General features: G+C 36.4%; 20 protein-coding genes. 17 read left to right on the top strand and 3 right to left on the bottom strand.

The features are described from left to right. Positions 1–14 precede the first annotated feature (14 nt). Together Q0590_RS24910 and Q0590_RS24915 are read right to left on the bottom strand one after the other, a co-directional pair. A complete protein-coding gene (locus Q0590_RS24910) occupies positions 15–407 on the bottom strand; it encodes a hypothetical protein (RefSeq protein ID WP_302040343.1) in 393 nt (130 codons plus the stop codon). Between the two features lie 420 nt (positions 408–827). Then, on the bottom strand, positions 828–1169 hold the full coding sequence (locus tag Q0590_RS24915) for a hypothetical protein (protein WP_302040344.1): 342 nt from the start codon (positions 1167–1169) through the stop codon (positions 828–830). Positions 1170–1976: 807 nt separating this feature from the next. On the opposite strand from Q0590_RS24915, the gene Q0590_RS24920 reads away from it, so the two are divergent. From Q0590_RS24920 to Q0590_RS25000, 17 genes are all read left to right on the top strand, one after another. Next, positions 1977–2747 (top strand): ParA family protein, encoded by a 771-nt coding sequence (locus Q0590_RS24920; RefSeq protein ID WP_302040345.1) that lies wholly within the window; start codon positions 1977–1979, stop codon positions 2745–2747. Positions 2748–2758: 11 nt separating this feature from the next. After that, complete coding sequence (locus Q0590_RS24925; protein WP_302040346.1) at positions 2759–3058, top strand: hypothetical protein; 300 nt, start codon at positions 2759–2761, stop codon at positions 3056–3058. A 396-nt stretch (positions 3059–3454) separates the two neighbouring features. Further along, positions 3455–3595 carry a hypothetical protein gene (locus Q0590_RS24930; RefSeq protein ID WP_302040347.1) on the top strand — a complete coding sequence of 47 codons (141 nt, stop codon included), beginning with the start codon at positions 3455–3457 and terminating at the stop codon, positions 3593–3595. A gap of 175 nt (positions 3596–3770) precedes the next feature. Next, positions 3771–4004 (top strand): hypothetical protein, encoded by a 234-nt coding sequence (locus tag Q0590_RS24935; protein ID WP_302040348.1) that lies wholly within the window; start codon positions 3771–3773, stop codon positions 4002–4004. A gap of 216 nt (positions 4005–4220) precedes the next feature. Next, on the top strand, positions 4221–4457 hold the full coding sequence (locus tag Q0590_RS24940) for a hypothetical protein (RefSeq protein WP_302040349.1): 237 nt from the start codon (positions 4221–4223) through the stop codon (positions 4455–4457). Then, on the top strand, positions 4454–4786 hold the full coding sequence (locus tag Q0590_RS24945) for a hypothetical protein (RefSeq protein WP_302040350.1): 333 nt from the start codon (positions 4454–4456) through the stop codon (positions 4784–4786). The genes Q0590_RS24940 and Q0590_RS24945 overlap by 4 nt, the downstream gene beginning before the upstream one ends. Positions 4787–5531: 745 nt before the next feature. Next, entirely contained in the window at positions 5532–6686 is a 1155-nt protein-coding gene (locus Q0590_RS24950; RefSeq protein ID WP_302040351.1) for a replication initiation protein, read from the top strand. A 75-nt stretch (positions 6687–6761) separates the two neighbouring features. After that, positions 6762–7133, top strand: coding sequence for a hypothetical protein (locus Q0590_RS24955; protein ID WP_302040352.1), 372 nt, complete (start codon positions 6762–6764; stop codon positions 7131–7133). Next, on the top strand, positions 7133–7345 hold the full coding sequence (locus tag Q0590_RS24960; RefSeq protein ID WP_302040353.1) for a hypothetical protein: 213 nt from the start codon (positions 7133–7135) through the stop codon (positions 7343–7345). Before Q0590_RS24955 ends, Q0590_RS24960 begins: the two co-directional genes overlap by 1 nt. A 67-nt stretch (positions 7346–7412) precedes the next feature. Further along, positions 7413–7838: a hypothetical protein gene (locus tag Q0590_RS24965; protein WP_302040354.1), complete on the top strand. Its 426-nt coding sequence runs from the start codon at positions 7413–7415 to the stop codon at positions 7836–7838. Between the two features lie 497 nt (positions 7839–8335). Beyond that, on the top strand, positions 8336–8677 hold the full coding sequence (locus Q0590_RS24970) for a helix-turn-helix domain-containing protein (RefSeq protein WP_302040355.1): 342 nt from the start codon (positions 8336–8338) through the stop codon (positions 8675–8677). Continuing rightward, the gene (locus Q0590_RS24975; protein WP_302040356.1) at positions 8674–9591 is read left to right on the top strand and encodes a PD-(D/E)XK nuclease family protein; all 918 of its coding nucleotides are present in this window, start codon (positions 8674–8676) and stop codon (positions 9589–9591) included. The genes Q0590_RS24970 and Q0590_RS24975 overlap by 4 nt, the downstream gene beginning before the upstream one ends. A gap of 2 nt (positions 9592–9593) precedes the next feature. Beyond that, positions 9594–12002, top strand: a complete 2409-nt coding sequence (locus Q0590_RS24980; protein ID WP_302040357.1) for an argonaute/piwi family protein — start codon at positions 9594–9596, stop codon at positions 12000–12002. Beyond that, positions 11999–12370 carry a hypothetical protein gene (locus tag Q0590_RS24985; RefSeq protein ID WP_302040358.1) on the top strand — a complete coding sequence of 124 codons (372 nt, stop codon included), beginning with the start codon at positions 11999–12001 and terminating at the stop codon, positions 12368–12370. Before Q0590_RS24980 ends, Q0590_RS24985 begins: the two co-directional genes overlap by 4 nt. A gap of 1 nt (position 12371) precedes the next feature. After that, positions 12372–13520, top strand: a complete 1149-nt coding sequence (locus Q0590_RS24990; protein ID WP_302040359.1) for a hypothetical protein — start codon at positions 12372–12374, stop codon at positions 13518–13520. A gap of 392 nt (positions 13521–13912) precedes the next feature. Next, on the top strand, positions 13913–14071 hold the full coding sequence (locus Q0590_RS24995; protein ID WP_302040360.1) for a hypothetical protein: 159 nt from the start codon (positions 13913–13915) through the stop codon (positions 14069–14071). 87 nt (positions 14072–14158) lie between these two features. Further along, positions 14159–15616, top strand: a complete 1458-nt coding sequence (locus tag Q0590_RS25000; RefSeq protein WP_302040361.1) for a deoxyguanosinetriphosphate triphosphohydrolase family protein — start codon at positions 14159–14161, stop codon at positions 15614–15616. Positions 15617–16140: 524 nt separating this feature from the next. Here the strand turns inward: Q0590_RS25000 and Q0590_RS25005 are convergent. Next, positions 16141–16290, bottom strand: coding sequence for a hypothetical protein (locus Q0590_RS25005; RefSeq protein WP_302040362.1), 150 nt, complete (start codon positions 16288–16290; stop codon positions 16141–16143). Positions 16291–16341 lie beyond the last annotated feature (51 nt).

Genomic DNA, 16341 nt, shown 5'->3' on the forward strand with positions numbered 1-16341 from the left:
TTAAGAGTGGAACATCAAATGAATAAAAGTTCTTGGGTAAAGCTCACGTAAACAGGCCTGGAGGTATTGGAATCTAAAAAGATGGCTGAATCCTGGTGCAGGGTGATCATACCCGATTGCTGAAGCTTGAGCAAATGCTCCCGGATGGTTTTGGCGTTAAGGTTCCATACACCACAGGCCTGTATTTCTGGATAATAACAGGCAAACACATTATATGGGTCTACCTGGGAAGCGGCTAAATGCCTCTCATATACCTTCAATAAGGCTCTAGCTACTTCGGCATCGGTATTAGTGATATGATCCGCCTGTCTACGGTTGTAGTTATAACTACGGACAAAATCATTGAGAAAGGTTAAGCTTTTCTTTCTCGAAAAGATTTCTCTTTCGCTTTGTTTGGATTGCTGCATAAAAAATAAAGTTTAAGTTGAACAATAGGTGAATTGGAAAAAGCTTACTCAATATCCAGGCTTGAGGTCCTCTGCCTTACCAGTAATAAGAGGATTTATTTGGTCCATAGGCAGTATTTGTTCGAGTTATGGGAAAGAAAAAAGGCCTTTGCGTTCACCTGCTTAACTTGGTGAAACAAAGACCTTGGATATTTCTAACTGGCTCAAAAAAACCTTTTTTCGACAACCAACGAATGTTTTTTTTAATATCTTTGTCATGATATTGTTTCGTTCATGGATAACCAAAATGGTATCACTCCCTTAAAATTTAGCGGTTTTAAGGAATTTCTTTGGGTTAGCTCATCGGACTGGTAATCTTGAAGCTAACCTGCCAAACTATAAGTTTGAAAAACAGGGAACTGCTATTCCCTGTTTTTTTATTTATGCTGATTCTGCCAGCATCATCCTTTCTGCATCCAGATCAATGGCAAGCTTGTCTCCTACTCCTTTAAATTCTGCCGGTAATTTTAGCCGGTGTGAAGTTAAATCTATGCCAAAGAATGATTCGTACACTTTCAGCCTACGCAATGGTATATCCCATATTGCTTTGTTAGCCTGCGAATCACTTACCAGGAAATTTTGCCATGATATACCTAAGCAACGAAACAACTCTCGTAGTTCTCGCTGTTTAATTACAGATAACTCCATGTACAATCTCCAGAGAGCATTGCCCTCTGTTTCACTGCGCTTGGGTTTTGATTTAAAATTGCTTGTTTTGTCCATTTGATTGAGATTGTTGCTTCTCTATCTACAGCAAACATTCTCAAAAAATTGAGTTGTAAATCAAAACCTTGAACAGAGAAATTACAATTTATAACGCTCGTTTATATTACTTATAAGGTTATGTTATAAAAAATTTATCCTTACCCCTCTCCTTTTTGAAATTTCAGGCTTTTAATTGTACAGATAGCTAAAATCCAATTTTTGTTAGTAAAAATTTATATTGCCACAAAGAGCTGTAACATGCTAAGTAACAAATAGGTAAATACCTACATGGGATAGGCTAAAACACTTATGTGGAGTATTGGCAGAATATTACATCTACCATACTAAACATGTTCATTTAACACCTTTGAAACAAAACTTAAAAAAATTCTCATATAACCGTCTAAAATCAAGCATTTTACGCTATTTGCTAAACTTTTTAAACAAATTGTATTTTTCCGATGTTATAGACAATTTATTAGGTGAATTGGGCGTTACAGACAGGTTATTCGCTGATTTTTGGTAAAAAACGTTAATTTTCTTACGTATTGCAACAAAAAAAATTCTTTATTTTTTGCCTTTTTTGAAAACATTTTACTAAAAATCATACATTATTTTTTAAAAACCTTGCTCTATTTCTGGTATTGAGCCTTTTAGTAAAAAATCCTCTCCATTTTTCTTGTTTGGCTTACTTGATCTACATATATTGCCATATAGATATGTAGATGTATAGATATGTAGATATGTAGGCAAAAAGATGTATTCATGTATAGCTATATAGACAGCTACCGCAAAAACAAGTTCCAAACGTTAAATAAACACAGAATGGCAAAAATCATTTCCATTGTTAACCACAAAGGAGGTGTAGGCAAAACCACCTCCAGCGTAAACATTGCGGCCTCTCTCTCGCTCATGGGCTATAAAGTCCTGGGCGTAGATATGGACCCCCAGGCACATTTTAGTATCCTTTCCTCACAGATCAGAGACTATGGTGAAGAGGTAGTAGGCAATTTGATGCTCAAAAGGCGAACATTCGACCAGGTAGTACAAAAGTCCACTACCTATGAGTTCCTGCCTTCCTCCAAAGAAATGACCAGGTTAGAAAAAGAAATTTCATTTTCTGTCTCTCCGGTCAAAGCCTTGGCTCATGCTTTTACCAAAGCAAAGGTTTCAGAGCTATATGATTTTGTAATCATTGATTGTCCTCCGGCCTTGGGTACCCTTACGCTCAATGCGCTCAATGCCTGCCAGTATGTAGTATCTAGTTTTACACCAGAGCCACTTACCTGGGCAGGCTTTACGGATATGTTTACAACCATTAATGCTGTAGCCGAATACGACAATCCAACGCTCAAATATGCCGGTGTGTTCTTTACCAAGTATCATCCCAACATGCGAAACCGGGAAGCACATGCCATAGCCGATGTTGTACGGCAAACGGAAGGAGAGCAAGCTTTTACCACTTATATCCGGTCTGATTTGAACTTACAAAAGATGCTGCTGCAAAAAAGGTCAGTCCTAGAGTTTGCGCCAGAAAGCAATGCGGCCATTGACTACAAGAATCTAACCGATGAATTATTAGAAAAAATTAATTAACCTATTTTTTTATGAGTGATAAGAAAGAAAATCCCTATGCAGCCATAGATACACGTGGCAAAGGCAAAGATAAACCGGTAAAATCTACCTGGAAACCCTCTTCAAGCAAACGCCAATCTCGCAACTGGTCTTTCAGAGAAGATGTACTTGACATTATTAATCGGGTGAATTTTCATCAATACAAAGATTTTAACCAAATTGTAGAAGAGGCCATTTTAAATACCTATGGCTCACTTTCCAAAGAAGAACTTCCGGATATACCAGAGCAGGCATACGGCAAGTATGGCAACTTTTACAAAGACCGTAAATAATACTAGCCTTTACATGAAATAAGCCTAAGTAGGGCAAACTACTTAGGCTTTATAGATATGTGCAGCACACGTACCTAGCGTTCCAAACGGTCATTTCAAAGGTAGCAACAAGACAGCACTAAAAAAAATTCTATCTGCTTTGCTTTTTTAGCACTCTGCCAATTGCAGTTACCTTTTTAATAATTTATTCCAAATGAGTAACAAGCAGAACATTGATTTAATGACTGATTTAGAATTTGTCAACTACTACATAGAAAACCGGGGACCATTTGCAGATCCGTTCCAAGTTCGAACACAGTCAACCGAAAAGGCATAATTGGTATTGTCAGCCATTTACCCATTGAAAAGCACAGAGCCAAAGCTGTAGCGTATGCTAGGTTAGGCAAATCGGGTAAAGTGTTTGGAGATACTGAAATAGATGCCATTGCAGGCCGGATCATGAAGCTAGAAAAGTTACGTAATGAGTTTATGCGTGTGTCCATTACCGATGTGCATACGTTTCAGGAACTACTCTACAAAATGAGTGATCTAACGTAAGAAATAGCGAATTACTTTCTAAAGGAGGATTTAACTATTACCGGTACTAGTGATATGGCATAAGTGTCTATATATCTACACATATAGTCATATTTACATCTACATATCTATACGTGTAGATATGTAGATGAATTAAGAATTTAGCTGATTATCGCTTTTTATCAAACGCTCTTTTATGAACTTTCAGCCACAAACACTCTCCATTGAGCAAGCAGTCAGAGTGCTCCTGACAGGAGGGACCATTATGGTTAAAGACTTTCCTGATTATGCCTATGAGCAGGTGAGTGGTATTTCTTCTTTTACTTCCTTTAACCTCTGCATGCTGGAAGGCAGGGACCCCATGAGCCAGGAAGAGCTGACCAATTACCTGAAGCAATACCAGGCAATCGAGTTATGGAATTTTAATTAAGCAAGCTCATACCAACAAAAAGCCTAAAAAAACTCAACAGTCAGGTCCGAAAATCCATTGATGTATAGAAAAACTTTTAAAGGAGGCCGGTGCCAGCCATAAATTTCCAAACTGATAGACAATGGCCAGGTTACCGGCATCTACTTTCAGATCACTCTAGACAACCAGCCATTTGTTTTTAAGCTACCGGCTAAAGTAGATCTAGCGTTTGAGAAAATGTACAGGCAGGTAAAGGGTAGGAGTGAGGCCACAAGGAAATCAACCTTGGAGCAGGCACAGCGAACAGCCTGGAAAAGTTTGCATGAATGGGTACATCTGCAACTAGATAGGATTGAGCAAAAGCATATTGAGCCAATGGAGGCTTTCTTTCCATACCTGTATGATTTGCAGAACACCCATACTTTGTATGAAAAAGCCAAGGTGCAAAACTTTAAACTTTTAGAAAATCCATGAATAGAATATCCCTTACTAACGGTTGTAAAATTGAGTTTACTGAATCAGTCTACACTCCTTATGAGGAAGGTAAAGTATCAACCTTTATTGGTGAGCGTACCATCACAGGAAGAATCATAAGTGAAGATTACTCTAAAAAATCCGGCTATCATTTCTTTACCATTCATGTCTATTCCTGTATAGGCACCAATGCTTATCTAGTTGAAAAGGGCAGTAAGATTGTTAGGAGAGGCACAGTAGTCTATCCCAAATTGCAGGTAATTTCTTTTCCGGATAATTATCAGCTGCTACTAGAAGAAAAAGAAAAAAGAAAAGGAAAGACTTATTAGAACCTCTAACCCAAAATAAAGCCCTATAAACCATTTTCCCTGGCTAGCCATACAACGCACCAGGCCTACGGCAAGAATCGCCTATATGCAGCCATATTCATTTTAGAACCTTGACAGTGAAGAGTACATTAAGGCCTATATGGATGAAGAGGATTATCAAGAACTTTGCAAAATAACTGGTGGAAGGTACTAAAGCAGGAGGGGAGATGCTGTCCTTTATAGTTTGGCCAAAGGAGGAACAAAGTTTGGGAAAACTTTTTGACGCAACTTTTTGAAAGAGAAATTGGCCAGCAAGTGCTAAGGTGGTTTAAACTTGCACATTTTATACCACCTTTAAATACTGGGTTACAAAGGTGAAACCAGCCTTTTCTCATTTTCACCTTTTCAGTTTTTTTAAAAAAATGCTGATGTTCAGAACTTAGTTAGCTAATTTATATACTAATTTAACTAATTAGAGGCCTTGTAACTGTCTGAAAAACAAAATATTACAGCGATAAAGGTGGTGTAAAATGTGCAATAAGGTGTAATAAAATGTGCAAAACGGCTGTGAAAGGTGGTGTAAAATGTGCAAAAGGTGGTGTAAAATGTACGCTACGTCTTTGAAAGGTGGTAGAAAATGTGCAAAGGTGGTAGAAAATGTGCAAAACGGCTGTAAAAGGTGGTGTAAAATGTGCAAAAGGTGGTAAATACTATTGTTATTTTACCACCTTTTACTATTTTTAGCCAACCAACCTAAACCCAATTTATGTATCATCAACTCTCGATATGGGAAGAACAGAAAAATCCCATTGTTCGGATGCATAACCATTTGATTACAGCCAATTTAGGATACTTTGAATTGCTTTCTATGCGAATATTCCTGCTTATGATCGCAAAGCTCAAATGGGATGATAAAGATTTATTGCCAATCCGGATTAATTTATCAGATATACTTCCAAGCTACAAAGGAGGGGATCATTTGCAAGTGATCATCAAAGCCTGTGACGAGCTGAAGGAGAAAATGAAAGACATTCGCATACTATCCATTAACAGCAAAGGCAAGCAGGTCTATGAACGTATGACTGTTATTGATAACGTTAAGTATGTGGAGGATACCGATTACATTGAGGCTGAGTTTGGAAGGAAGATCAAACCTTATCTGATTGATCTAAAAGAAAACTTTACTCAAACAGAACTGCAGGAAATCATAAAACTGAAAAGTACTCATGCTATCCGGATTTACCTACTAATAAAAACCCTTTACCGTTCTGGCCAGATTTATACTACTACAGTCAACGACCTCAAATTAATGCTCTTGGGTACGACGGAACGTTATAGAGAATACAAAGAATTTAAAAAGTTTATCCTAAAGCAAACTCAGACGGCACTGGATAATACCACTGCTGCTTTCGATTTTGAGGAAGAACGGAAAGGCAGAGCCATAGAAACCTTGTATTTTAAGCCAAAAAATCAACCTAAATATATTGTAGCCAACTCTAACCTCACTGATTCGACCAAGGCCATTTTGGAAGCATACCAGGTTAACCTGTCACGCATCAATGAAATGCTTGCAGATGGTGAGGTTACAGAGGCCTATATCCTGTATGTAGTGGATATAAAACTGAAGGATAAAAAAGTAAAAAAACCGGGAGGTGCTATTTACAAAGCCATTATAGAGAAACACTTATGGACCGATTTTGAGAAAAACAAAGCTAAACCCAAAAAGCTGGTAACAACTCCAAAGGTAGCGCCAGCCGGTACTGACCATGTTGAGCAAGCCATTCAGGTAATTACAATGGCGCAGGCAGAGCAAATGTATGCCGAAGAAAAAAAGGCCGGTACTACTAAATGGCCTTTTGCCGGATATGTAAAAGGACTGAAAACTGGCCGTAGTATCCTTGTAGATGGATTTGTGTACTAATTATCAATTATCAACCAGTTCCGAGGAGCGGTAAAAGCAGCAAATAAAGTTTAGCTGTAACTATACCTTAAACCTATGCCAAGTGACATTCTTTTATACGGAGATTATAAAACCTGGGAAGAGATTTCTCATTATATCCGCTTTGTTCGGGCTAACGGCAAGTGTGAACGATGTGGAGCTATACATGGAGAACCGCACCCCAAGAACGGAAAACCGACTCGGTTATATTGCTGCCATTTGGACCATACCAAGTCCAACCATAGTGAAGAAAACCTGCTATCTATGTGTGATCTATGCCACCTGGAACATGACAAAAAGCAACATGCTTCTGGTAGAAGCTTTTCTAGGCGCTATGGCAAAAGAGCCAAAGAAGTGCTCTATGGCTTATTTGATGAAAAAATAGAAATCGTAGGCAAGCGCAGGAAACGAATCAAACGAGCTGACTAATGGAGAATACCGAAAGATTACAGATTATTCAGGCCATAGACCACTACTGCCAGCAGTCAATGGAAGAGTTAGCGGCCATGCCTATAACAGAGTTGCAGCTGCTATACAACAGATTACTAAATGACCGCTTACGGACCTGTGTATTTTGCCATACCAGGTTTGCCGAGCATGAGCTGAAGTGTCCTAAATGCAAATCCACTTACCTCTACTGAGCAATAAACCAATTGACTAAACTGACAAAACTATTTTAATCCATTTTCCACCCTACTTTGTAGGACCATGAAAAGAGCACCGATCAGAGAAATGCACTACAGCTTTATAGGATTAGCTAATGCTGATAGTGAGTGCCTGCTAGATATTTTCTATTTTGATAGTGGCGCTGCCTTAGTTATTGCTACAGAGATAGCCGAAAATCCAGGAACTACCATTGTTAATGCGGCTGAAATCTTAGCCAATGAAATCTGTGAAAAGTTTGATATTGACCCCATGAAGCTTGTTTTTGTGGAGCGTACAACGCCTCAGACCAGGCAACAATCTTTCAAAGAATTTCAGAAAGAATGGATGCTGCCCGATGATATAACAGAGGCCTGTACCTTAATTTATTTTCCAGATAAGCTCTCTGGCAAAGCCTTACGCCATGCACAGTTTAAATATCTAAAGACAGAAGATATGAAAAAGTTTTATGAGGCAACCAACGGCAAATAACCTTTCGTAAATAGAAGCAATTCAGCCAGCTATGAGTGGTTCTAGTTATAAATGGACGAAAACCGGTGTTTTCAACTATTTATTATTTACCTGAAAAAGACAGATATTTGGTATAAAATTTTAAATATTGATTATTCCATTATTCTAATAAGAACGGATATGGATGATTAATATAATACATGTTTGAAAGGTTTATTTCCTTCTTTAATTTTCTGGCTTTAACTGCATAAAATTGTATAATATTCATATTTAGAATAGCTATACAAGGTGGAAAATGACATGGGAATGAATATTGAAAAAAGGAGGGGAAAATCAACCGAAACTATTTTGCCTTATGGTAAAAGGGAAATTATCCAACATATGACCAAGACTATGTAGTGTATAGTATTTGAGTTTATTATTAATCATAATCTAAAATAATTATTAAACTTTTTGCTTGACAAACTTAGCAATGTTTGTTATTTTTGCTCGACAAACTTAGCAACGCTTATTATTATATGGCAAATTATGGAGAATATTTCAAGGCATTACGGGAAGCTAAAGGTTTAACACTCAGAGAAGTAGAGAGAGCTACCCAAGTTTCAAATGCTTACTTAAGTCAATTAGAATCGGGTAAGATTAAACAACCTTCACCAATTAACTTACATAAACTCGCACAATTATATGAAGTTAGATATGAAGTTCTAATGGAACGCGTTGGATACCCGATTCCTCAATCAGAAGATCATTCTGATCTTAAGAAAGAGAATCCTTTATTGACTAAGTTTGGCCGAATTACGGATGAAGAAGAAAAAGAGTTATTGGGGTATTTAAAATTTATTCGTAATCGAAAAAAATGATTTGGTCTCCCTCTGCTCATAAGATATTTTCTCGTTGCCCAAGACAATGGTTTTATAAAAACGTTATGGCTGATGGGCGGGTCAAGAAAGATCCATTAAGAATAGAAGCCACCAGATTATCCAAGTTAAAAACTATAGAAGCTTGGCGCGGAATGGTTGTCGACCAAGTAATAAGTGACTTTATTATTCCCCGCCTAAATCGGAAAATGACGATTGTTAAGGATGAAGTAATATCTATTGCTCGAAAAATTTTTGACAAACAGTTTGAATTAGCTTGCCTAGCTCCACAAAATTACTCTAAAATAGAGGTTGGTCTATTAGAAATCGAAAATGGGAGCTCCATATCGAGCGAACAAATAGAAAAAGCTTGGGCAGAAGTAGAAAGTGCTCTCAATAATTTTTTACTGGATGAAGAGCTGCAATCTGAACTCAAATCTGGAGATTATTTAGTACCGCAACGTCCTTTAACATTTAAGGTGGGTTCATTTTCAGTACGTGGATTTCCTGATTTAATTCTTTTTCGTCAGAATTCACCTCCAATAATTTATGATTGGAAAGTCCATTTCTTTGGTACTATTAGTTATGAGCAGCAATTAATGGTATATGCCTTGGCACTTACTCGAATAAAGCCTCACGTAGATTTTGAACGGTATATTATAGGACATGTCGGGGAAGATATTCGCCTTACCGAGGTACAGTTGATTTCTCATAACTCAAATTATAAAAGGCATTATTATGTAACATCCTCAAAGCTAGAGGAGATAGAGTCATTTATTTCGGACAGTTTACTAAAAATGTATTTGGCTGGTGGTTATCGTAAGTATAGTGAGATCTCAGCTAGCGATTTCGATACTACCCATTATCCGGAAAATTGTACTTTCTGTTCATTTACCAAACTTTGTAAAAAAGCTTAAGTATGAATCAATATGAAACTAACATTTTCTCTATTCTGAATGTAGGAAAGCTTTCGGCGCATTATCGTTTGTTTAAAATCATTGGCCTTAGCGAATCAAGTGAGGAATACGATGTAAATGTGCAATACATCATTAAACACCTTAGCTATAAACTTAGCCATCCTGTTACAGTAATTTCAGATGAGAAAGTAGCTAATCAACCTACACTTTATCTGGTTGTGAAAAATGAACCCAATATACTAAAGCAAATTCCAACAGAATTTGAGGTAAAAAAGAGAGAGATCGTATTTTTTAAATCAACCGATCAAGTATTTCGGTTAGACTTTCTACATTATGATAATTTTACAAGAGAGATTTGCCGAAGGTTCTTACAGTTTGAACTAAATAGTGAAATTAAAAAGTACAGCAGCCTATGGCAACCCGGTGCAGGTCAGCCATTTTACAGTAAAATTTCATATGAAGGTAATGATAATGTTGTTATTTATAATGGATTTTTACCCCGTATTGTTGAATTGCCAGGCGGCGGTTGGGGGATTGCAGTTGAAATTACTAAGCGATATGCTGTAAGAACTCCTTTGCCTCCTTTTATTACCCGTTCCGAATTTGATCAAGTAAAGGACAATCACTTTATTTATCACTACGGGCACACTTGGTATGAGGTACATGCACATGAGTTGAGTGATTTAAATGCTGCTGAATACCGATACAAACGAGAGGATGGAGTTTGGACAAATGTAATTGAAGACCTACATCGGCAAGCTGGTTCGACTATGCCACCTGAAGTATCACAGTTACCTGATGATGTGGCATTACTTATTTATTCTAATAATCGCGGCGAAGAACGTCGCATACCGGCTGGTTTATGTTATCGGGTTTTAGATACAGAAGATCCATTGGTTGGTAAACTTCACCAACATTCTATTATTGCGCCCTTTAATAGACGAAAAAATGCTTATGTAGTACGAAATAAATACTTTAAACAGCTTAGATATGGAGATACGCTCCTTCATATTGATAATAAGGCAATTCAAGTAGATAAAAAAGTATTTGCATTTCCTGATCAGGAGCTTGGTAATGGCACAATTCTATCTACCATTGGTACAGAAGGGGCTTTTTCAATTTCGATCAATGAATTAGGAAAGCAACGTAAGAAACTGTTGCAAGACCCCACTGTTGGTTGTTATACTCAGCGGCCTTTTGAACGCCAGTATTTGGTGTTACCCCAAAGCATTGCAAATTCTTTTGGTAAAACCCATTTTCTAACGCATTTGAAGAAAGAGGTTGAACGGATGCATCCTAGTAAAGAGGGATGGAACCCTGAAATTATAACTTATAATGATCGGAATACTCGAAAGAGCTTAGAGTTAGGTCTAGAGATCTTGGCGAACCTTCAAAAAAGCATTAACCTACGAGTAGGTGGATATGCATTAATAGTCATTCCACGCCTAAACCGATCTAAACGCACCCAAGATGACTTAGCAACTCTTTGTGTGGTAGAGGGCCATAAATTGTTGAATTTAGAAGTGGCTGTAATGCACTCAGACACCCTAACCGAATGTTATGATTACCAACCGAATAGAGGTTATTATATAAAAGAAGACATGAAAGGTTTATATTTTGGTTATGTGCAAGGTGTTGCTTTAAATAAAGTAATTTTAAATAATGAGCGTTGGCCCTTTGTTTTAAAAACACCTCTCCATGCAGACTTATATATTGGAATTGATGTAAAACATTCAGTAGCAGGCTTTACTTTTTTGACCAAACAATCTGATAATATTAAGCCTATTCGCTATAAAACAAAACGTAAGGAACAGTTAGCTACTTCTAAGGTTAGTACAATACTACAAAAACAGATACAAACTTTGTCTGCATTTGAGACAATTCATACAATTGTTATTCATCGAGATGGGCGCATATTTAAGTCTGAACTACAAGGTATTTTGCACGCTGTAGAAGAACTAAAAAAAATAAGCGTATTACCTATAGATACAACAGTTACTGTGGTTGAAATACCAAAGCACTCAACTATGGGCCTTCGTTTGTTCGAAGAAAAAAGCTCATATGATATTCTACAAACAAAAGTTGATAATGGAGCTGTTATGAATCCCCAAGTTGGTTCTTGGGTCGCTATCAATGAACGAGAAGGTTTTGTATGTACAACTGGAAGAGAATTCTACCATCGTGGCACTTCCTTACCACTGTATGCAAAAATTGCGTTTGGGGTTATGTCATTAGAAGCCGTGTTACGTGATATTTACTATCTTTCTACCTTATCTTACACTAAGCCAGATGACTGTTCACGTGACCCATTAACAATTAAAATGACCGACCGCCGTATTAATGACTACGGTGGTAAGTATGATGATGAGAGCTTTGAATTACTAAAAGAATTAAATCTTGATGACTTATGAGCAAAACTGGAGTAAATACTAATATTGTCCGTGTAACAGGAAAATATTTGGATTTGATCAATGACTTTATTGTGAGTCGTAGAAGCTCAATAGACCATCATTACAGAGGAAAACAAGAGGAAGTAGTTTCTTTATTGACTAAAATTACCGATGATAAAAATACTGACTTACCCATACAACTACTTACAGTAATAATAGAAAGAGACCTTAGGGAGCATAAAAAACGGCCAAAGGAGTTTCTGTTAAACCTTGTAAGAAAGTTAGCTAGTGAAGAGTCTTCTGAAGAGACATTGCATGAGTTAGAAATAGTGGCTTCTGCACTTAATAATAAACATATAGAAGCTTTGTCTAAGATTAAAGGAGAATAGAATGCTAGAATACATTGACGGTGCCATATTAGAGGCCATTGAAAAGGCAAGGACATTAAAGACAAAGATACCTGGCGCTGCTAATTTATTTCCAGATTTTGAAGCATTAGTTGTTAAAGCTGAAACAGAAATAGATTCCTTAATAGGGTATTTAATGCATATCTATGAAAGTACTGATTATCAAAATCCAGACAATCTTCGACAAAAGATATTACAATATCAGCGTATAGTGGGTTCCTTGTCCATATTGGAAAATGTGGTAATTGCTGCCATTGCACGAAGCCATAAGGACGATGAATATGTAAATAGGCTAGTAAGAGCTATTTGTCGGGAGATTAATTACCCATTACAAAAACCAATAGCTTCTTGTTTATCCCAGAAATACTATCATATATATCCAGATTACGGACTTTTATGTATTCCACTTCTCGAAGCCGATTTTTTGTTACACATTGCTGATATTTATCATGAATTAGTTCATCCACTAATTGAGTTGGACAATCCAAAACTAGAGCGATTTAAGCAAGAATTGGGAAGTTTTAATGTAATTGTTAAACAATTTTTTGGAAAAGAAATTGAACGAGTAGAGCGTAATAGTTCCCGCAAAGATTTTATTGATATGTTACATTTGTGGAGCGATTGCTGGATTGAGAAATGGTCAGTTGAATTCTTTTGTGACCTATTTGGGCTTTATACGCTAGGACCGGCGTATGCCTGGTCTAACTACCACTTATGTGTAAAAATATCTACAGATGTTTTTGAGACCCCACTTTTTGCTGTGACATCTCATCCCCCGGATGATGCACGTATGCAAGTACTATTTCATGCACTGGAATTGATGGGATATGGCGTAGAACGTCAAAAAATAGGTTTAAAGTGGAATGAATATATTAATATTATGCAATTTAAAAAACATGCAGAATACGCTTATGCTGTACCGGACACCCTACTTGAGCAGATTGCCGTTTCTGCTTTTGAAGCTACAAAAACTATCTCATGTCATATTGCAACCGAAGGAGAACAAGGTGCAATTTCAAAAATGCTTAATGATGCTTGGCTTGAGTTTTGGAAGGAGCCTGTAGCTTTTCCTGAGTGGGAACGAAAAACGGTTAAGAAATTTAAAAGTAGTCTGGTTGCTCAACACAATTAATTTTCTAAACCTACTAATAAATATTCTACAAAAGTGTTATTTAACTTCGCGCTTTAGTTTAAAGAGCAATGATAAAAGAATTAGCTGTTCCCACAACCATTATAATCAGATTAAGTAAATATCTTTTTTCAGCATTAGTACAATCATAGAAGATACTATAACTATCCTACATCTAAGCGTTATAAACGCTAATAATAAAGTTAAATGTAATCTTGTAAGTATCCTAATTATTTAATTATCTTAGCCAATAATTGAAAAGGTCACATTTGATATAACAAGTTGTATAGAACGTGTATGTTATAAATTGTTAGTACAACAATACAAATCAATTCTATAATTTATACGTTATATAAATAGATACTAACTATAGACTTTCACCTTAATTAATACTCATGAAAACATCCGAAGTCGCTCAAAAAGAGAATGAAGTAGTTAAAGAAGTTCGTTTGAACGCGCTAGAAAAAGCGTATATACCTGAAAACTCTAGTAAGTCTTTTGTATTAAAAAAGACTTCTGGTTCAGCAAAGATTATGATCAAAGGCAAACGTTAATTGTTTTTATGATATATTAAAAAATATACCGGCTAAATGGCCGGTATATTTTTTTAAAAGCATTTTTCATTTATTGTATTACGCTTTATGCAATATACCAAAAGAGACAAAGTAAGAATTCAAAATATTAGTTCTGAAAAAGAAAGTTATCGGACAACGTGGAGAAAAGATTATGCTAGACTAATCCACTGCCCTGCTTACCGACGGTTACAAGGTAAAACACAATTGTTTCCTGGACATGAATCCGATTTTTTTCGCAATCGTCTTACACATTCACATGAGGTAGCCCAAATTGCTAAGTCAATTGCTATACGTCTGAATTACCTTTTAAGGAAAAGGGGACTCTCCTACAGGATAAATACTGATATTGTGGAATTCGCGGGTATTGCACACGATATAGGTCATCCGCCCTTTGGCCATCAAGGAGAAGAAGCTCTAGATGAAAGAATGATAAATTTTGGAGGATTTGAGGGTAATGCACAAACTTTACGATTGCTTACCAAACTTGAGAAAAAAGAGCTTATTCCAGAGACACATTACGGTTTCTCGGAATCAGGGGAAGATAAACGTGTAGGATTAAATTTAGCTTTTCGTACGCTAGCATCTATACTCAAATATGACAAAATAATATATGCCACAAAAGAGGAACGGGAAAAAGCGCTTGCTGAGGGTAAAATTCACAAGCTTATCCCTGTAAAAGGCTATTATGGCTCTGAGAAGGAACTTGTAGAAAGTATAAAAAATCACGTACTAATTAATCCCAATATAAAAGGATCATTCAAAACCATCGAATGCCAAATTATGGATATTGCTGATGATATTGCCTACTCTACTTATGATCTAGAAGATGCCTTTAAGGCTGGCTTCATTAAGCCAATTGACCTAATTACATTGAATGATTCTGAAGTGGTGAAGGAAATAATAAATAAAATTCAGCTTGCGTTAGGGAAGCAACTAAGTCTAGCGGACATTATAAATGTTACAGGTAGAGTGTTTAATAATTACTTTGGTTATAAGAAGATTTATTCGTTGGGAGAAGATGTAGTATTGGATGATGAAGTTTTAGAAAATATACATACTACCTCTATTCGATATGCAGTAGCAGTTTCAGATCAGATTGCTAAAAATGGTTATTATCGCACCGATTTTTGTTCACAATTAATTGGAAAATTTATTCAAAGCGTTGATTTTAGCCAAATCAATGAAGAGAATCCTTGTTTATCTAAGATAAAAATGGACGAAGATATAGAAATGGAAGTAGAAACACTTAAGCAATTCACTTACCAATATCAAATTATGTCACCTAAACTAAAAATGGTGGAGTTTCGAGGAAAACAGATTGTCAGTTTTATTTTTGACACTTTATTAGAAAATCCTGGTTTGATGCCTGCTGACTTTAAGATTATATATGATTTCGCTACTAACGAAACTGGAAGAAGGCGAGCGATTTGTGACTTTATTGCCGGCATGACGGATAAGTATTGCGTTGAATTTTATGCGAAGCTAACATCGGAGAACTCACAAACTATCTTCAAACCATATTGAATGTAAGAAATGTGTAGTAAATCCCCTTCTATTCAGATATTTTATGAAATTTAATCTATTTGCAGTAGTTGAATAGGTACGCCTATAATTTTGGTAAATAGAAATCAAATCCAACCCTGAATATTTTCCTCACAATTTTTAACTAAAAAATTATTCGATAACTAAGTTTATTGCTAAATAGTAGTACCATCCTAAAAAAGGACACTAAAGTTATGGCCTTAAATAGAATCACAAAATAATTTATCGTCCTACTTTTTGGCCCTAGATTTTGAGCCTTTTTAGATATATGCCGTATGAGAAAGGGGAAGACCAGAAAGGTAAGCTTATCAGGTTGCTTTTTTTACTAACTGATAGGAGAGCAAATTTGGGAAAGCGGATAAGGTAGAAATAAATAGCTGCTGCAATAGCTCCGATCACAGGCAGAGAAACAAGGAATACCGGCCTTTTCATAGTTGAAAAAATAAGTCGTAAAGCGCCTACTGGTTACACCGGCAGGCGCTTATCACTTTGTATGGATTCATTGATTACTGACCGATATAGCTTTTTTCAGCTGAAGCTACTTTTGGCTGGCTCTTTTGTACACGCAGTTGTTTTACTAACCAGATAATGGTCAACACAGCTACGACAAGTTGAAGCGTAAAAAGAATGTTAGTTTTTGTTAAATGCTTAATCATTGTATTGGAGTTTAAAAAATTGGTTGAGAAAAATTACAGTTGAAAAAATTT

The organism is Rhodocytophaga aerolata, assembly GCF_030503435.1.
Classification (GTDB): Bacteria; Bacteroidota; Bacteroidia; order Cytophagales; family 172606-1; genus Rhodocytophaga; species Rhodocytophaga aerolata.